A 16,055-nucleotide genomic window follows, 5' to 3' on the forward strand; every position below is an offset into this window, starting at 1 on the left:
CGCTAGCGGGCGCCCTACCCCTGCGCGAGCACAACCCGGGCGGCGGCGTGGCCGGAGCGCAGGGCGCCCTCCAGCGTCGACGGCAAAGGCGCCGCGACATGATCTCCCGCCAGAAGAACGTTCCCCATGTTGCTCTGCGGGGCGAGGCGGCAGGCGAGGCTCTCCGGCGTGGCCGCGAATGTCGCCCCCTTCTCGCGCAGCAGGCGCGCCGCGTCGGGGCGCTCGGTCGTGCCGAGAGCGCGCGCGACATCGGCCCAGAGGAGATCTAGCAGGTCTGGCGGATCGGGCGGAGGCGGCGCTGCCGAGACGGTGACGGAGATGACGTCGCCCCGGGTGAAGGCCCATTGCGCGCGTCCTGAAAGCAGCCCCAGAAGGCGCGGCGCACGCCCGGCGAGCTCCGGCGACACCCGGTAGTGCGCGTTGAGAATAGCAGGGCCGGCCAGCGGCGCAGGCTGCCCGAGCAGGCGCCCCGCCGCCTCGGCCGGCACGGCGAGGATCACCGCATCCTGCAGCCCGAGCGGCACCTCGTGCCCATCGAACACCAGCGCCGACGCCCGGTCGCCCTCCCGGGCAACCTCGCGCAGGGGCGACCGGAAAGACAATGCAACGCCAAGCTCGGACAGGCGCCGGAGTGCCGGATCTACCAGCGTCGGGCCCAGGCCCTGCGGCATCGTCACAGGGCGGCAGGCGCGGCCGCCCTTGAGCAGGCTGAGGCGCAGGACCGCCACCAGGGGCCGCGCCGCCCCCTCCTCCGGCGCCGCATTTAGAACGGCGAGGCTGAGCGGCTCCCACAGCCGCTGCCAGGCCGCGCCGCGCCGGGGGATCGCCGCGGCGACAGTGCGGTCGGGGCCGGCGAGCAACAGGCGGATCATGTCGGCCCCTGCCACGGCGCCCACGCCGGGGGGCAGCGCTACGCGACCGCGCAGCAGCTCGGCAGGGCCGTCGGGGATGCGCAGCGTCCAGGAGGCGCCGTCCGCGAGGTCGTGAAAGGGCAGCTCGGCCGTTGGCGCGATGTCCAGCAAGTCGAACGTGCCGATCCGCCGGCAGTGGTCCATGACCGCGGCATTCCCGGAGAGAACAAGGTGGTTGCCGTTGTCGATTAGCCGGTCGAGACGGCTGTCGTGGAAGCTCCAGCAGCGCCCGCCCGCGCGGGCCGTCGCCTCGTACAGATGCACCTCCATGTCGCCCCCCTCAGCCAGGTCGAGCGCGGCGGCAAGGCCGGCGAGGCCTGAGCCGACGACGTGAACACGCCTCACCCGCGCCCGCGGGCGACGCAGCGAACCCCGTCCCAGACCTTGCCGAGGCGGCCCCTGTCTGCCGGGCGGCGGGACGGGTCCTGCTCGATCTGTCGCAGGATGCGCTCGTAGGGGCCCATCATCAGCAGGGCCGGCGCCAGGCGGCGGCGCGAATGTGCCGGCACCTCGGCCTCTGCCGCCGTGAAGGCCGCCCGGGCCTCGGCAGCGAGCCGGGCGCGCACCTGCGGCAGATGCGGGTCATCCGACAGGCGCTCGGGGTCGGCGGTGGCGCCAGCATCGCGCAGCAGGTCCTCCGGCAGGTAGATCCGGCCCATCCCTGCGTCTTCCTCGACATCGCGCAGGATATTGGTGAGCTGCAGCGCCCGCGCCAGCGACAGGGCGAAGCGGCGCGAGAGCTCGCCTTGCCACGCGCCGAAGACATGCATGCAGAGCAGCCCCACCGAGCCGGCAACCCGGCGGACATAGGCATCCAGCGTTGCGCGATCGGGGGCGACGACACCGTCGATGTCCATGCGCATCCCCTCGATCATCAGATCGAACTCTTCGACAGGCAGCTCATAGCGGCGGATCGCCCAGCTCAGCTCAATGCCCACGGGCGTCGTCGCCTCGCCGGTGCAGGCGCGATCGACCTCGCGCTGCCAGGCGTTGAGGCCGGCGGTACGGTCCATCGGGCTGGCGTCGCCATCGGCGATATCGTCCACCGCGCGGCAGAAGGCATAGATGGCGTAGATCGCCCGCCGCCGCTCTTTCGGCAAAAGCCGCATGGCGGCGGCGAAGGAGCTGCCCGCCTCCTCCACGATGGCCTCTGGCGGGCGCTGCATATCCGTATCGAGCGCCATCAGCCGCGCAGCCCCGCCAGCCGCGCCATCCCGGCGACTGCCGCACGCGCCGCATCGCCGCGGGTTGGGGCGATGCGGCGGGCCAGGGGGTCGCCCCGGCGAAGGCGGGCATTCAGAGCCCGGGCGAGGCTCAGGATCGCGGCGGTCTCGGCGGCCAGGCGGCGCGAGCGCAGCAGACCGGGCAAGGTGCCCGCGCGTGTCAGCAGCTCGTCCGTCTGATCCAGCGCCCGGTCCACCGCCTGCCGCAGCGCGGGCGTGAGGCACGGGCCATCGAGATCGCCCAGCGCGCCGCCGGCCTCCTCTATCCAGTCCACCGGCAGGTAGACGCGGCCCAGCGCCCGCCGGTCTTCACCCAGATCCTGCAGGTGGTTGAGAACCTGCAAAGCCGAGCAGAGCGCGTCGGAGGCCTCCAGCCCCGCGCCCCCTTCTCCATGCAGCTCCAGCAGGAACCGCCCCACCGGGTCAGCCGTGCCCTGGCACGAGGCGATGAGATCGTCCCACGTGCGGCAAGGCGCCGCGGCCATCTCATGGCGGAAGGCCTCGACCATCCGCAGCGCATGCCGCTCGGCGCCGGGGCGGCCCACCTTTTGCAGCTCCAACACGAGGTGAAGCCCGCGTTCATCGCCCTGCTCCTGCCCCCGCAGCCCGGCCTCCATCCAGTCCAACTGGCGGGTCTTTTCGTCTGGCGGCAGGTGCGGATCGTCTGCAGAGTCATCCGCAGCGCGCACGACGTCGTAGAATGCTCTGACAGCGGGGCGCAACGCGGCGGGCAGCAACAGCGACGCCACCGGAAAGTTCTCGCCGTCGCGCCGAGGGGAGCGCACCACCGCGCCGGCCCCGGGCGCTGCGGGCTGGTTCAGGCCGGTGGGCATTGCGGCGCTAGTGCCGAGCCTGCGCATGACGGCATGGCAGGGGCGTGGTGGAAGAGCTAAGGTTAAGGACGGACGTGACGATGACATTTCTCCAGACGGCGCGCGCCACAATGGGGCAGGAACGACGGACATGAAAGACGGCTCGCCTGCGCCCCTCGACCGCCCCCGCCCCACCCGCGCCCCGAAGCGCGTGCTTGTCATAGGGGCCGGGCCCGGCGGGCTGGCCTCGGCGATGCTGCTGCGGGCCGCCGGCGCCGAGGTGACCCTGCTCGAGAAGGAGGCCGCGCCCGGCGGCCGGACGGGGGCGATCAGGCGTGACGGATTCACCTTCGACATCGGGCCGACTTTCTTTCTCTATCCCGAGATCCCTCGCGAGATCTTCTCTGCCTGCGGATACGATTTCGATGCCGAAGTGGATCTCATCCGGCTCGATCCGATGTACCGGCTGCAGTTCGAAGACGGCCGCCGCATCGATGCCACCGCCGATGTCGAGCGCCTCGTCGAGCAGGTCGCCCGGATCGATGCGGCCGATGCCGAGAAGGTGCCGGCCTACCTGGAAGAGAACCGCCGCAAGTTCGATGCCTTCCGCCCGATCCTGCAGCGGCCCTTCCTCTCCCCCGCCGATCTGGTGCGCCCCGACATGCTGCGCGCCCTGCCCAAGCTGCGCCCCTGGGCGACGGTGGATACGGAGCTCAACCGCTGGTTCCAGCACCCCGATGTGCGCGTCGCCTTCTCCTTCCAGAGCAAGTACCTCGGCATGTCGCCGTTCAAGTGCCCGTCGCTCTACACGATCATCGCGCATATCGAGTACGGCTTTGGCGTCTGGCATCCGCGGGGCGGCTGCAATGCGATCACCGCCGCGATGGCGCGCGTCGCAGGGGAGATGGGCGTCGACATCCGCCTCAGCGAGCCGGTGGAGCGCCTGGTGCTCGACGGGCGCCGCGCCACCGGCGCGCTGACGGCGCAGGGGCAGTACGACGCCGACGCGGTGGTGATGAACGCCGATTTCGCCCATGCGATGACGACGCTCGTCCCCGACAGCGCCCGCAAGAAGTGGACGGACAAGAAGCTCGCCGCCAAGAGCTACTCCTGCTCGACCTTCATGCTCTACCTCGGCATCGAGGGGAGCCTGCCGGACATGGCCCACCACACCATCGCCTTCTCGGGCGACTACGCCCGCAACGTCGAGGAGATCGACGCGGGCCAGGCCCCCGAGGACCCGACGATCTACATCCAGAACGGCAGCGCGACCGACCCGACGCTCGCCCCCGAGGGGCATTCGGCGCTCTACGTGCTGGCCCCGGTGGGGAACCTCACCGGCGGGGTGGACTGGCAGGCCATCGCCCCCGCCTTCCGCGAGAAGATGCTGAACCGGGTGAGCAAGCTCGCGGGCCGCGACATCCGCCCCGATATCCGCACGGAGGTGATGTTCACCCCCGACGACTGGCAATCGAAGATGGCCGTCTACGAGGGCGCCACCTTCAACCTTGCGCATAACCTCGGGCAGATGCTCAACTTCCGCCCGCGCAACCGGTTCGAGGATATCGACGGCGTGTACCTGACGGGCGGCGGCACGCACCCGGGCTCGGGCCTGCCGACCATCTTCGAGAGCGCGCGCATCGCCAGCCGGCTCTGCGCCGAAGACCTTCACCTCGCCGGAACGGACGAGCTGACCACCAGAATGCCGAAGGAGGCTGCCGAATGAGCGTGACAGCAGTTATCGGGGGCGGCCTCGGCGGGCTCGCCTCGGCCTGCACCCTGGCCGCGCGGGGCCACAAGGTCATCCTCTTCGAGAAGAACGACTGGCTCGGCGGCAAGGCCGCGGTGCTGGAGGAAGGCGGCTACCGCTTCGACATGGGGCCGACCATCCTGACCATGCCCCGCGTCTTGGAGCGCATCTTCGGCGAGGCCGGGCGCGACCTGCACGCCGAGCTCGACCTCCGCCGGCTCGACCCGCAGTGGCGCTGCTTCTACGACGACGGCTCGGTGCTTGACCTGCGCGACGACCCCAAGCTGGCGGGCGAGGAGATCGCCAAGCTCTCGCCGCAGGACAAGGAGGGCTTCGAGAAGTTCATGGCCGTCGCGCGCCGCCTCTCCGACGTGTCCGACAAGTTCTTCTTCTGGAAATCGGTCGAGGATCTGCGCGACACGATGGACATGAAGGCCAACATGAGCCTCTCCACCCTTTCGGACGTGCTTGCCCTTCGGATGCACCGCACCGTCGCCGGCGAGATCAAGCGCAACGTGCGCGACAAGCGCGTCACGCAGATGCTGGAGCATTTCATCCAGTATGTCGGCTCCTCCCCCCTCGCCTCGCCCGCCGTCCTTTGCGGCATCGCGCAGATGCAGCAGGGCGAAGGCGTCTGGTACCCGATGGGCGGCACCCGCGCCGTGCCCGTGGCGCTGGAGAAGCTGGCCGGAGAGCTGGGCGTCGAGATCCGCACCGGCTGCGGCATCTCGAAGATCGAGCTGGAGAAGGGCCGCGCCAGCGCCGTGGTGACGGAAGCCGGTGAGCGCGTCGCGGTGGACCGCGTCGTCTCCAACATGGACAGCGTGCGCACCTACCGCGAGCTGGTCGGCGGCGAGGTGTGGGAGCAGTTCCGCAAGTCCCGCAAACGCGAGGCCGCCTGCTCGGGCGTGGTGCTCTATCTCGGCCTGAAAAAGGCCTACGATCACATCGCGCACCACAATTTCGTCTTCTCCCGCGACCCCGAGGAGGAGTTCAACGCGATCTACGACCGGGGCATCCCCGCGCCCGACCCCACCGCCTATCTCGCCGCGCCCGCGCGGACAGAGCCGGGCGTGGCGCCCGAGGGCGGCGAGGCGCTCTACGTGCTCGTGCACACGCCCTACCTCCGCGAGGGGCAGGACTGGTCGCAGATGCTGCCCGGCTACCGGCAGACCATCCTCGACAAGCTGGGGCGCACGGCGGGGATGGAGGATATCGAGGAGCGCATCGAGGTCGAGCGCACGCTCACCCCGCAGGACATCCACGACCGCTACCGCGTGCTCAACGGCGCCATCTACGGCCTTGCCAGCCACGGCAAGGTGCTGGGCGCCTTCAAGCCGGGCAACCGCTCGCGGCAGGTGCCGGGGCTCTACCTCGCCGGCGGCTCCGCCCATCCGGGGCCGGGGATGCCCATGGCGCTGATGTCGGGCTGGATCGCCGCGGATACGCTCGATCAGGATGCCGGCGGCGAGACGCGGAAGCCGGATGTCGCCGCGGAGTAACGCCGGCCCCGAGGCGCTGCGCTCGGAGCACGCCGTCCGCTTCTTCATGCGGGTGATGCGGCGCCAGCTGGCGGGCAACTTCCGCGCGGTGCGGCTCGCCCGGCCCGGCCTGCCGGAGCTGCCGGAGGGGCGCCCGGTGATGATCTACGCCAACCATCCCTCGTGGTGGGACCCGGCGCTGTTCATCGCGCTGCAGGGCGCGCTCTTCCCCGGCCGCATCGGCTTCGGCCCGATCGACAGCGCGATGCTGGAGCGCTACCCCTTCATGGCGCGCATCGGCCTCTTCGGCGTGGCGCAGGACAGCCGGCGCGGCGCGGCGGAGTTCCTCGCCCAGGCGCGGGGCATCGTGGCCAAGCCCGACCGCATCCTCTGGATCACCGCGCAGGGCCGCTTCGCCGATGTCAGGGAGCGCCCGCTCGCGCTCCGCCCCGGCGCGGCGCATCTGATGGCGCGGGGGCCGGGGCTGATCGCGCTGCCGATGGCCATCGAATATCCCTTCTGGTCGGAGAAGAAGCCCGAGGCACTCGTGCGCTTCGGTGCCCCCCTCGAGGCCACCCCCGGCGAGCGCCCCGACAGCCTCGCCCCCCGCATGGAAGCCGCGCTGACGGAGACCGCCGACGCGCTGGCGGCGCTGGCCATCGCCCGCGACCCGGCGCCGTTCGAGACGCTCATCGGCGGCGCGCGCGGCACCGGCGGCCTCTACGGGCTCTGGCAGCGGGGCCGCGCGGCGCTGAGGGGCGAGCGCTTCTCGCCCGACCATGCGCCGGAGGCGGAGCGGTGATCCTCGCGCTCAGCCTGATCGGCCTCGCCCTCGCCGCGCTCTTTGCCGGCATGGTCTTCGCCAACCTGCGCGTGCTGCAGCCCCCCGCGCCGGCGGAGGGCCCCCTGCCCGCCGTCTCGCTGCTGATCCCCGCCCGCGACGAGGCGGAGAACATCTCCGCCGCGCTCGACAGGGCCCTCGCGCAGGAGGGCGTGGAGATCGAGGTGGTCGTTCTGGACGATGGCTCGACCGATGGCACGGGCGAAATCGTCGCCGCACGCGCCGCTGCCGACCCGCGGGTGCGGCTCATCGTGGGCGCGCCGATGCCGGACGGCTGGATCGGCAAGACCCACGCCTGCTGGCAACTCGGGCAGGCCGCGCGGCACCCGATCCTCCTCTTCGTCGATGCCGATGTGCGCCTCGCCCCCGATGCCGCCGCCCGGCTCGCGGGCCAGATGGAGCGCGCGGGCCTCGCCTGCCTCTCCGGCTTTCCCCGCCAGATCACCGGCACTCTGGCGGAGAAGATCGTCATCCCGCAGATCTTCACCACGCTGCTGGGCTACCTGCCCCTGCCCGTGGCGCGCCGCTCGCCCGAGCCCTCCTTCGGCGCCGGCTGCGGGCAGCTCATGGCCGTGCGGCGCGCGGCCTATGACGCCGCGGGCGGGCACGAAGCCTTCGCCGGCCGAATGCATGACGGCCTGCTCATCCCGCGCAATGTGCGCAAGGCGGGCTTCCTGTCGGACCTCACCGATGCCACGCCGCTGGCCACCTGCCGTATGTACGACACGCCCGGCGACATCTGGCGCGGCTTTTCCAAGAACGCGACCGAGGGCATGGCCACGCCCCGCGCCCTGCCCGTATGGACCACGCTGCTCTTCGGCGGCCATGTCCTGCCGCTGCTAACGCTGCTCGCCGCGCTGATCGCGGGCGCGCCGTGGTCCGCGGGGCTCTCCGCCCTCGGCGTCGCGCTCGTCTATGCCGCCCGCGCCGCGATGGCGGTGCGGCTGGGGCAATCGTGGCTGTCGGTTCTGCTGCACCCGCTCGGGGTGCTGGTGGTGCTGGCGATCCAGGTCTCCGCCCTCGTCTCCGCCCGGCGCGGCGGGCAGACGGAGTGGCGGGGGCGCAGCTACGGCCCGGCGGGCCCCGACGCCTAGCGCATCAGCGAGGCGAGGATGCCCTCCATCGTCTTGCCATAGGGCGGGCGGACCATGCGGGCGAGCGAGGGGCGCGCGGTGACGATGCTGCGGGCCTGCGTCAGCGCCCGGAACCCCTCATCGCCATGATAGGCGCCAAGGCCCGAGGCGCCGGCCCCGCCGAAGGGCAGCGATTGCACGGCGACATGCTGGACCGCCTCGTTGATCATCGCCCCGCCGGAGCGGATCGCGCGTACCTCGTCCATCGCCGCCCGCCGGTCGCCCCCGTAGACATAGAGCGCCAGCGGCGTCGACCGGTCGTTGACATAGGCGCGCGCGGCCTCGGCGCTGTCATAGGGCACGAGCGGTAGGATGGGGCCAAAGATCTCCTCGCTCAAGCTCGGGTGACCCGCCGGCGGGTCCAGCAGCGCATGGGCGCCGAGCTTCGGCGCCTGCGGGGCGGTGGCCATCAGCGGCACCGCCTCGGCACCTTCCAGCATGGCCGTCAGCCGCGCCCTGTCGGCCTCGCGCAGAATGGCGGCGTAATCGTTGCCTAATGGGTCGGGGTAGAGTTCCGCCGTCGCCGCTTTCAGCGCGGCCAAGAGCGGCGCCATCCGGGCGCGCGGCACCAGCACGTAATCGGGCGCGATGCAGGTCTGCCCGGCGTTGAGCAGCTTGCCCGCGATGATCGAGCGGGCGGTCTCGGTGAGGTCGGCATCCGCCAGCACCAGCGCGGGGGACTTGCCGCCGAGCTCCAGCACCACCGGCACGAGGTGCTCCGCCGCCGCCGCCATGACCTTGCGGCCCGTGCCCGTCGAGCCCGTGAAGAACAGCCCGTCGAGCGGCGCGGCGGAAAGCGCCTGCGCCACCTCCGGCCCGCCCGTCACCACGCGCGCCCGGTCCGGCACCGCGGCCTCCACCAGCCGCTTCAAGAGCGCCGCCGTGCGCGGCACATGTTCCGACGGGTGCAGGATCACCCGGTTGCCGCCGGCGAGCGCGGCGACCAGTGGGATGAGCGCGAGCTGCACGGGGTAGTTCCACGGCGCATGGATGCCGACGAGGCCCAGGGGCTCGCGCACCACCCGCGCGCGGGAGGGCCACAGATGCACCGGCAGCGGCGGGCGCAGCGGGCGCATCCAGCGGCGCAGGTTGCGCCGCGCGTGGCGGGCCGATTGCAGCACCATGGCCACCTCGGTCAGCAGCGTCTCGGGGCGCGGCCGGTGGCCGAAATCTTCGCTGACCGTGGCCGCGATCTCCTCCGCCGCCGCCTTCACCTCGCGGGCCAGCGCCGCCAGATGCGCGTCGCGTTCGGCACGGGAAGGCGCGGGCCGGTAGCCGCCCAGCGCCTGCAGCGCCTCGTCCAGCGGCCCGCTCATCCCGTCAGCAGCCCGCGATGTTCGGCGAGGTAGATGCGCAGCCAGGGCACGAAGCGCTCCGGCGCCGCCGCGATCTCCCGCTCCAGCGCCTCCCACGAGACCCACCGCGTCTCGGCGACTTCGTTCGGGTCGGGCCGGGGCGTGGCGCCGGGCATCTCGGTGGTGAAGATCTCCACCACCTCATGCTCAGTAAGCCCGCCGCCCACATCGGCCCGGTAGGTCACCTGCCCCCGGTGGCGGAGCGGGCCGGAGGTGAGGCCCAGCTCCTCGCCGAGGCGGCGTCGGGCACAGTCCTCGGGCGCCTCGCCCCAGCGCGGATGGGTGCAGCAGGCATTCGCCCAGAGGCCCGGCGTGTGGTATTTGCCCTCGGCGCGGCGCTGCAGAAGCGTCTCGTCTCCGCGGCCCACGAAGACGGAGATCGCGAGGTGCCGCAGCCCCTCTTCATGCACACGCAGTTTCTCGACGGGCTCAAGCGTACCGTCTCGCCAGGCGGGGATCATCTGGTTCACGTCGTCTCCATCAGGGCCGAGTCCGCCCGGGCCGCATCGGGCCGGGCGGGATCTGTCTTGGCGCCGGGCTGTCTGGCGCCGGCTGTCTTGAAGGGTACGCCCGGCCAGGCGCCGTAGATCACCGGATTGCGCTCGCAGAACGCCACCAGCAGCCCCGACAGCGGCAGGCGGAAGCCGCGGCGGAGGACGAGCGCCCCCGCGAGGGCGCCGTAGGTGGCGCCGACCAGGTTGGTCGCCACGTCGCCCATGGTGTCGGGCAGGCCGGAGCGCTGCGCATTGGTGCCGAAGATCGCGTCGATGGAGAACTCAAGAAGCTCCCATGCGCCGCCCACCATGGCAGCGAAGCCCACGGCGAGCGTGCCGCCGATCCAGAGGCCGGTGCGGGGCGGCGCGCCTTCGGTATTGAGCAGGACGAGCGCCATGCCGACGAGCGCGAGAACGGCGGAGGAGACGAGGTGCAGGGCGATGTCCCACCAGAAGGTGGCGGTGTAGCCGCCGGCATATTCGCCGAGCACGAAAGCGGCGAGCGAGAAGCCCAGCACGCCGCTCGTCAGCCCGGGCGGCACCGCGATGCCGGAGATGCGGGTGTAGCCGGGCAGCAGCAGCGCGAGCGCCACCGCTCCGGCCCCGCCGACGAAGAGCAGCGTCTCGCCGGTGACAAGGCCCCGCAGGATGACGCCGGCCGCCGAGAGCCAGATCGCGAGCGCCACGGCCCGCCCGAGCTGGGTGGCGGGTCTGCGCGTGGGGTTCGGTTTCGGCATGACAGCGAAGATAGGGGCTTCGGGCCTGATGTCACGGGACAATGCTTGTGGCGGGGCGCTGCCTGTGGCGGCGGCGCGGAATAAGTGCTGTGACGGGCGATCCCGCGGTGGCACCATCCATGCCGCTCTTTCCCCCTCGCGGTATCAAAGCCGTCAGGCCGCCGCGCGAGCGCGCGCCCGTCCCGGCGGGCGTCGGGGTCGCCTCGGGAGGGTCGTTTCCAGAAACGGAGGTCGACCGCGAATTCATCCCGTTGGCTGGGCACTCCGCAACCGCGCCCGGGCCGGACCCCCACCGCTCAGACCCTGTCACCCAACACCGGGCGCACACATTCCGAGAGGCCCCGCCCTAGAGCAGCGACGCCGCCCCATCACCGGTGAGCTGCCGGATCTCGGATTCCGAAAAACCGTCATCCAGCAGAATGCCGATCACCTCGCGGAAGCCCTCCACCGGTTGCGGCATGCCCACCAGCCCGAGGTCGGAGCCGAGGAAGGACTGCTCCACCCCCACCGCGCGAATGAGGCCCGTATAGAATTCCGGCGGCTTCTTGCGGGCCCGGCAATCGATCATGGTGCAGACGGCGTGCTCCATGAACACGCCTATCTTCGCCAGCTCGCGCATGTCGTCTTCGCTGCAGCCGATGATGTAACTGGGGTGGTTCACCAGCATCTTGCGCACGCCGCGACGCTTCGCCTCGGGATAGAGCACCATCAGCTCCGAGACATGCAGATGGCCGCTGGCGAGGATGATGTCCCCGTCGGCGATGATGTCGAGCACCTGCTGCGCCGCCTCGGTCAGTTTGCCGTCCTCGCCCAGCACCGAGAGCGGCGTCTGCTCCAGCCGGGGCGTGTCGCTCTTGGGGTAGTTCTTCAGCGAGGTCTTCGATTGCTCGATATGGTTGGCGGCCGAGAAGGTGGGCATCCAGACGATCTTGCCGCCGAGCTTGACGACGTGATCGACCGCGAAGGGGTTGATGCCGCCCATGGCGTTGTTGAGCACGACGCCGGAATAGGCGCGCACCTGCGCCTCGGGGTTCAGCGTCTGCAGGAGGGCCGCATGCGCCATGCCGGGGTAGAAGTGATCCTTGGTCACGAAGGCCCGGAAGCCCGCGGCCTCGGCCTGCGCGAACGCCTCGGCATGATCGAGCGAGCGGGGGAAGGCCGAGGGGCCGGAGTGGCAATGAAGGTCGACCGCTCCGCGCAGGAGCTCGGCGATCTGGGCGTCGCGATCAGGCATCGGGCGTCTCCGGGGCGGGATAGTCATCGGCATTGAGAACCCAGCCGGGCTTGGCGGCCAGATCGAAGCGCGGCGGGCAGAAGATATCGACGAGCATGTTGCCCGCGGGGTTCATGCTTTGCGAGGTATGGATCGCCGGCGGCGGGATCACCGCGACCGAGGGCGCACCGCAATCCTCCGCCTCGTCGGGGCGCCAATCGGCGAGATTGGTTGTCCAGGGATAGCGCAGGTAGTGGATGTAATTGCCGGCGAGGCAGAGCGAATATTGCTCGAAATCGGCGTGGTGATGCGGCGAGAGGCGCGTGGTGTCGCGCGGCTGCGCCGATTTGAAGATGTTGACCATGACGGTCGAACCGCGGAACAGCCGTCCGAAACGCCCCGACTCATCGGGCACGTCTGTGCTGTAGGTCCGGATGCGCGGCGGCCCGGGCGGCGCGGGCCACGGTGCGAAGGGGGCGACGTTGGCATCCGGCTCGTCGTAATGGGAGGCGTTGCTGCATTTGGCCGCGACGTCGGGGTTCTGCGTGGTGATCATGCGCACGACGATGCCATCGGTCAGCAGCGTCACCGTGCTCTCGCCGGGGGGCACGAAGGCGACGGTCTCGGGGCCGATGCAGGCCTCCTCTCCGCCCGCTTCGATCAGCAGCTGTGCCCCGCCCAGCTCCGGCGATAGCAATGCGTATTCATCGCATTGCTGGGAGCGGGCGAGAACCAGCCCGGCCTTCCCGGCCGTGTAGGCCACCACGAGGTTCTGGCCCCGCGCATACCACGTATCGCCCTGGGGCGAGCTCTCCTGAGGAGGCTCGGCGTAGAAGCGGGCGTAGCTGGCCGCCTTGGTGGACACGGCCTTGGGCGCGGCCCCGGCGGGGGCGAGGCTGGCGCGCGGATCGTTGGCTGGGAACATGGGTCCTCCGGGGGGGCTAGGGGCGCAGGGGCTGGAAATCGGCCGCGAGATTGAGCGCGGCAGAGCGCATCAGCCCCTGATCGTTCGAGATGACGAAGGCGCTGGCTCCCCTGGGGATCAGCGCCTCGGCCCCGGCGGCATCGCGCACCATGATGGCCACCGGGCAGCCGGCGGATTTCGCGGCGGCCAGCACCTTGTCGACCGCCGAGCGCACCTCGGGGGCGGCGCTGTTCGGCGCGCCCAGCGAGACGGTGAGGTCGCCCTGCCCGATGAAGATGCCGTCGAGCCCCGGCACGGCGAGGATGTCGTCGATCACGTCGATGGCGGAGGCATCCTCGATCATGGCGAGGGTCAGCACGCCGGAATCCTGCGCGGCGATATGATCGGCCATGCCGGTGCCGCCGTAGGCGCCCGCCCTGTTGGTGTTGGAAAAGCCCCGCTCGCCGCCGCGATACCGCGCCCCGGCAACCAGCGCGCGGGCGCGCTCGGGGGTGGAGACATGCGGCACCAGCACACCGGCCGCGCCGCAATCGAGAGCCGATTGCAGGGCCGAGGGCTCGGGCGACGGCACGCGCACCAGTCCGGCCAGGCCCGAGACGCGGCAGCCGAGCAGCATCTGATCGAGGGCGACGCGGCCGATGGGGGCGTGTTCCTGATCGATGATGGCGAAGTCGAAGCCGGCGGCGCCGAGGATCTCGCAATTATGCGAGGTCGGCGTCTTGACGAAGGTGCCAAGGAGCGGCTCGCCCGCCCGGAACTTTGTTGCGAAATCTGTGGTCATCTGGCCCCTCCGCCAGCGTGTCGCTGGCCGGGTGACGATGGCAGCTTGGGGGGTGGCAGCGAAGCGGGCGATGGCCCCGTTTCGCTGCCTGAAACCCGGGGGCGGCCTAGCCGGTGGGGGCAGCCGGCTTCAGCAGCTTGAAGACGCCCTGCATCATGGCGACGGTCTGGTCCCCCACGATCAGCTCGCCTGAGATGAAGGTCATGCTGCGCGTGGCGCGGCTCACCTCTGCCCGACTGTAGACAAAGGCGCCCATCGGCACGGCGCCGGAGAAGCTGACGTTGAGCTGAACGGTGACAGACCGCCCTTCTGCCCCACGCTGGTGCCGCACCATGAAGCCCAGCCCCATATCGGCGAGCGTGGAGATCATGCCGCCGTGCATGACGCCGGAGCTATTCTCATGTTCAGGCGAACAGAACAGCCCTACGGCAGGCCCGTCCGGGCCGATCCTCTCCCACACCGGGCCGAGGTTGGCCGGGAAGCGCGCTGCCATCCGCAGGGTCCAGCCATGCTCGGCCGGGTCGAAATCGCGTTCGGGGTAGCTCATGCCGGCTCCAGCGCGCCGGCCTGCGCGGCGTCGATGGAGAGCATGTCACGGGCCTCGGCGGGGGTCGCAAGATCGCAGCCGAGCGAGCGGATGATCGTGGCGGCGCGCTCGACCAGCGGGGCGTTCCCCTCTGCCAGCACGCCGCGTTCGAGATAGAGGTTATCCTCCAGCCCCACGCGGCAATGACCACCGAGGATCACCGATTGCGCCACCATCGGCATCTGCGCCCGGCCAATGCCGAAGGCCGACCAGATGGCATCCTCCGGCAGCATCGAGCGCATCATGATCATGCCCTGCGGTGTGGCCGGCGCCCCGCCGGGGATGCCCAGTACGAACTGGTAGAAGGGCGGCGCCGGCAGCTCGCCCTTGGCCACCATCCGGGCCGCCAGTTCGGCATGGCCGAGGTCGAAGACCTCCAGCTCCGGCTTCACGCCGGCCTCGCGGATCGCCTGGCCCATGGCGCGCAGATGCGCCGGCGTGTTGACGATGGTGTTGGGCCCGAAGCTCATGGTGGCAACGTCGAGCGTGCAGATCTCCGGCCGGAGGTTCACCACGTGGCGCACCCGCTCGTCCGGCGACATCACCGAAGTGATCGGCGGCGCGCCCGGCTCCAGCCCGGGCTCGTAGCGCGCGCCGACACCGGTGGTGAGGTTGATGAGCACGTCCTGCCCGCTGTCGCGGATGCGCGAGACGACCTCGGCGTAGAGCGCCTGCTCCATGCTCGTCTTGCCCGTCTCGGGGTCGCGCACGTGGATATGCACCGAGGCTGCGCCTGCCTTTGCCGCGGCAATCGCCTCGTCCGCGATCTGGGCGGGGGTGATCGGCACGTAGCGGCTGTTCGGCCCGATCTCGCCGCCGCCGGTCACCGCGCAGGTCACGATGACCTTTCTCTTGCCGCTGGAGCTCATGTCGCTTTTTCCTTCTGCGATGCTGCGAGGATGGTGCCGCGCACGCGGGTGACTTCGGCGCTGATGGCGCGGGCCGCCTCGGCGACCGGCCCCACGATGCGCTCTTCGATCTCGCTGGCCGGGATGGCGCGGCGGTAAAAGCCCGTGCCCAGCGCGCCCAGGCAGCGCGGGCCGTCCATGATGGGCACCGCGACGAACTGAAAGCGCCGCACCTCCCACGAGACATCGGGCAGCGCGTAGCCGGCTGCCTGGATACTCTCGACCGCGTCGAGCGCGCGGCGGATGTCCATCGTGCGGCCGGCGCGCAGCCAGCTCTGGCCATGGGTGCGCACGAGGGCCTCGCGCTCGTCCTTGCCGCAGAAGGCGAAGTAGCAGCGCCCGAAGGCCGAGAAGAGGATCGACAGCCGCGTGTGCAGCACAGGGAACGGGAAGGAATAGGGCACGATCGAGCTGGTGGAGAATTGCACCTCCATCTCGCCCGCATCCGCCGTGGCGATGCTTACCGGCCACTTAAACGTGCGGCTGAGCTCGACGGCGGCGTCACGCGCAGCCTCGATCAGCAGCGGCGTGGAATCGAAGCCCGACGACAGCGCCGTCACCTGAGAGGTCACGCGATAGCCGCCCTGCAGCGTGTCGCGCACCACGTAGCCCTCGGCGATCAGCGTCTCGAGCATCCGCACGATGGTGGGTTTGCAGATGCCGCTGGCGCGGTGGATGTCGCCCACGCTGGCGGTGCGCAGCGTATTGAGATGGCGCAGGATGATCAGCGCGCGCCGCACCGCCTCGACCGGCGCGTAAGACATGGTGGCGCCGCGTGTCAGCGGCGGCTGGGGCACAGGCGCTTCGGCCTGTGCCGTGCTCAGGGCTATCGTCATTTCTCGCTCCTCTCGGCCCGTTTCCGGGCCTTCTCCCGCTGCTCAGTAAAGCAGCGACGCAGGATGCCG

At 70.9% G+C, this 16,055-nt stretch carries 16 protein-coding genes; 4 read left to right on the top strand and 12 right to left on the bottom strand.

Annotated features, from left to right (window positions below):
• Nucleotides 1-14: 14 nt before the first annotated feature.
• Genes ACXN5S_RS14260 through ACXN5S_RS14270 form a run of 3 tightly spaced genes read right to left on the bottom strand, consistent with a single transcriptional unit; the run spans nucleotide 15 to nucleotide 2,967 of the window.
• Nucleotides 15-1,256, bottom strand: a complete 1,242-nt coding sequence (locus tag ACXN5S_RS14260; protein ID WP_458606124.1) for a hydroxysqualene dehydroxylase — start codon at nucleotides 1,254-1,256, stop codon at nucleotides 15-17.
• Nucleotides 1,253-2,095, bottom strand: a complete 843-nt coding sequence (locus ACXN5S_RS14265) for a squalene/phytoene synthase family protein (protein ID WP_458606125.1) — start codon at nucleotides 2,093-2,095, stop codon at nucleotides 1,253-1,255. Before ACXN5S_RS14265 ends, ACXN5S_RS14260 begins: the two co-directional genes overlap by 4 nt.
• Nucleotides 2,095-2,967 carry a squalene/phytoene synthase family protein gene (locus ACXN5S_RS14270; protein WP_458606126.1) on the bottom strand — a complete coding sequence of 291 codons (873 nt, stop codon included), beginning with the start codon at nucleotides 2,965-2,967 and terminating at the stop codon, nucleotides 2,095-2,097. Before ACXN5S_RS14270 ends, ACXN5S_RS14265 begins: the two co-directional genes overlap by 1 nt.
• 130 nt (nucleotides 2,968-3,097) lie before the next feature.
• On the opposite strand from ACXN5S_RS14270, the gene crtI reads away from it, so the two are divergent.
• From crtI to ACXN5S_RS14290, 4 genes are read left to right on the top strand one after another with little or no spacing between them, the layout of a single operon-like run.
• Entirely contained in the window at nucleotides 3,098-4,672 is a 1,575-nt protein-coding gene (crtI, locus tag ACXN5S_RS14275; RefSeq protein WP_458606127.1) for a phytoene desaturase family protein, read from the top strand.
• On the top strand, nucleotides 4,669-6,198 hold the full coding sequence (locus ACXN5S_RS14280; protein WP_458606129.1) for a phytoene desaturase family protein: 1,530 nt from the start codon (nucleotides 4,669-4,671) through the stop codon (nucleotides 6,196-6,198). Before crtI ends, ACXN5S_RS14280 begins: the two co-directional genes overlap by 4 nt.
• Nucleotides 6,182-6,979 carry a lysophospholipid acyltransferase family protein gene (locus tag ACXN5S_RS14285; protein WP_458606130.1) on the top strand — a complete coding sequence of 266 codons (798 nt, stop codon included), beginning with the start codon at nucleotides 6,182-6,184 and terminating at the stop codon, nucleotides 6,977-6,979. The genes ACXN5S_RS14280 and ACXN5S_RS14285 overlap by 17 nt, the downstream gene beginning before the upstream one ends.
• Entirely contained in the window at nucleotides 6,976-8,112 is a 1,137-nt protein-coding gene (locus tag ACXN5S_RS14290) for a glycosyltransferase family 2 protein (RefSeq protein WP_458606132.1), read from the top strand. The genes ACXN5S_RS14285 and ACXN5S_RS14290 overlap by 4 nt, the downstream gene beginning before the upstream one ends.
• On the opposite strand, the gene ACXN5S_RS14295 is transcribed toward ACXN5S_RS14290, so the two are convergent.
• The 9 genes from ACXN5S_RS14295 to ACXN5S_RS14335 form a co-directional block, all read right to left on the bottom strand.
• Entirely contained in the window at nucleotides 8,109-9,467 is a 1,359-nt protein-coding gene (locus tag ACXN5S_RS14295; RefSeq protein ID WP_458606133.1) for an aldehyde dehydrogenase family protein, read from the bottom strand. The two genes, ACXN5S_RS14290 and ACXN5S_RS14295, sit on opposite strands and share 4 nt — an antisense overlap.
• Nucleotides 9,464-9,976, bottom strand: coding sequence for an isopentenyl-diphosphate Delta-isomerase (idi, locus tag ACXN5S_RS14300; protein WP_458606135.1), 513 nt, complete (start codon nucleotides 9,974-9,976; stop codon nucleotides 9,464-9,466). The genes ACXN5S_RS14295 and idi overlap by 4 nt, the downstream gene beginning before the upstream one ends.
• Nucleotides 9,973-10,737 (bottom strand): hypothetical protein, encoded by a 765-nt coding sequence (locus tag ACXN5S_RS14305; RefSeq protein ID WP_458606137.1) that lies wholly within the window; start codon nucleotides 10,735-10,737, stop codon nucleotides 9,973-9,975. The genes idi and ACXN5S_RS14305 overlap by 4 nt, the downstream gene beginning before the upstream one ends.
• Before the next feature lie 346 nt (nucleotides 10,738-11,083).
• On the bottom strand, nucleotides 11,084-11,971 hold the full coding sequence (locus ACXN5S_RS14310) for a DUF6282 family protein (RefSeq protein ID WP_458606138.1): 888 nt from the start codon (nucleotides 11,969-11,971) through the stop codon (nucleotides 11,084-11,086).
• The gene (locus ACXN5S_RS14315) at nucleotides 11,964-12,875 is read right to left on the bottom strand and encodes a hypothetical protein (RefSeq protein ID WP_458606139.1); all 912 of its coding nucleotides are present in this window, start codon (nucleotides 12,873-12,875) and stop codon (nucleotides 11,964-11,966) included. Before ACXN5S_RS14315 ends, ACXN5S_RS14310 begins: the two co-directional genes overlap by 8 nt.
• A gap of 16 nt (nucleotides 12,876-12,891) precedes the next feature.
• Nucleotides 12,892-13,656: an HpcH/HpaI aldolase family protein gene (locus ACXN5S_RS14320; protein WP_458606140.1), complete on the bottom strand. Its 765-nt coding sequence runs from the start codon at nucleotides 13,654-13,656 to the stop codon at nucleotides 12,892-12,894.
• Between the two features lie 106 nt (nucleotides 13,657-13,762).
• On the bottom strand, nucleotides 13,763-14,203 hold the full coding sequence (locus ACXN5S_RS14325) for a PaaI family thioesterase (RefSeq protein ID WP_458606141.1): 441 nt from the start codon (nucleotides 14,201-14,203) through the stop codon (nucleotides 13,763-13,765).
• Nucleotides 14,200-15,111, bottom strand: coding sequence for a beta-keto acid cleavage family enzyme (locus ACXN5S_RS14330; RefSeq protein WP_458606142.1), 912 nt, complete (start codon nucleotides 15,109-15,111; stop codon nucleotides 14,200-14,202). Before ACXN5S_RS14330 ends, ACXN5S_RS14325 begins: the two co-directional genes overlap by 4 nt.
• Entirely contained in the window at nucleotides 15,108-15,986 is an 879-nt protein-coding gene (locus tag ACXN5S_RS14335; RefSeq protein ID WP_458606143.1) for a helix-turn-helix domain-containing protein, read from the bottom strand. Before ACXN5S_RS14335 ends, ACXN5S_RS14330 begins: the two co-directional genes overlap by 4 nt.
• Nucleotides 15,987-16,055 lie beyond the last annotated feature (69 nt).

The organism is Pseudoroseicyclus sp. H15 (assembly GCF_054353345.1).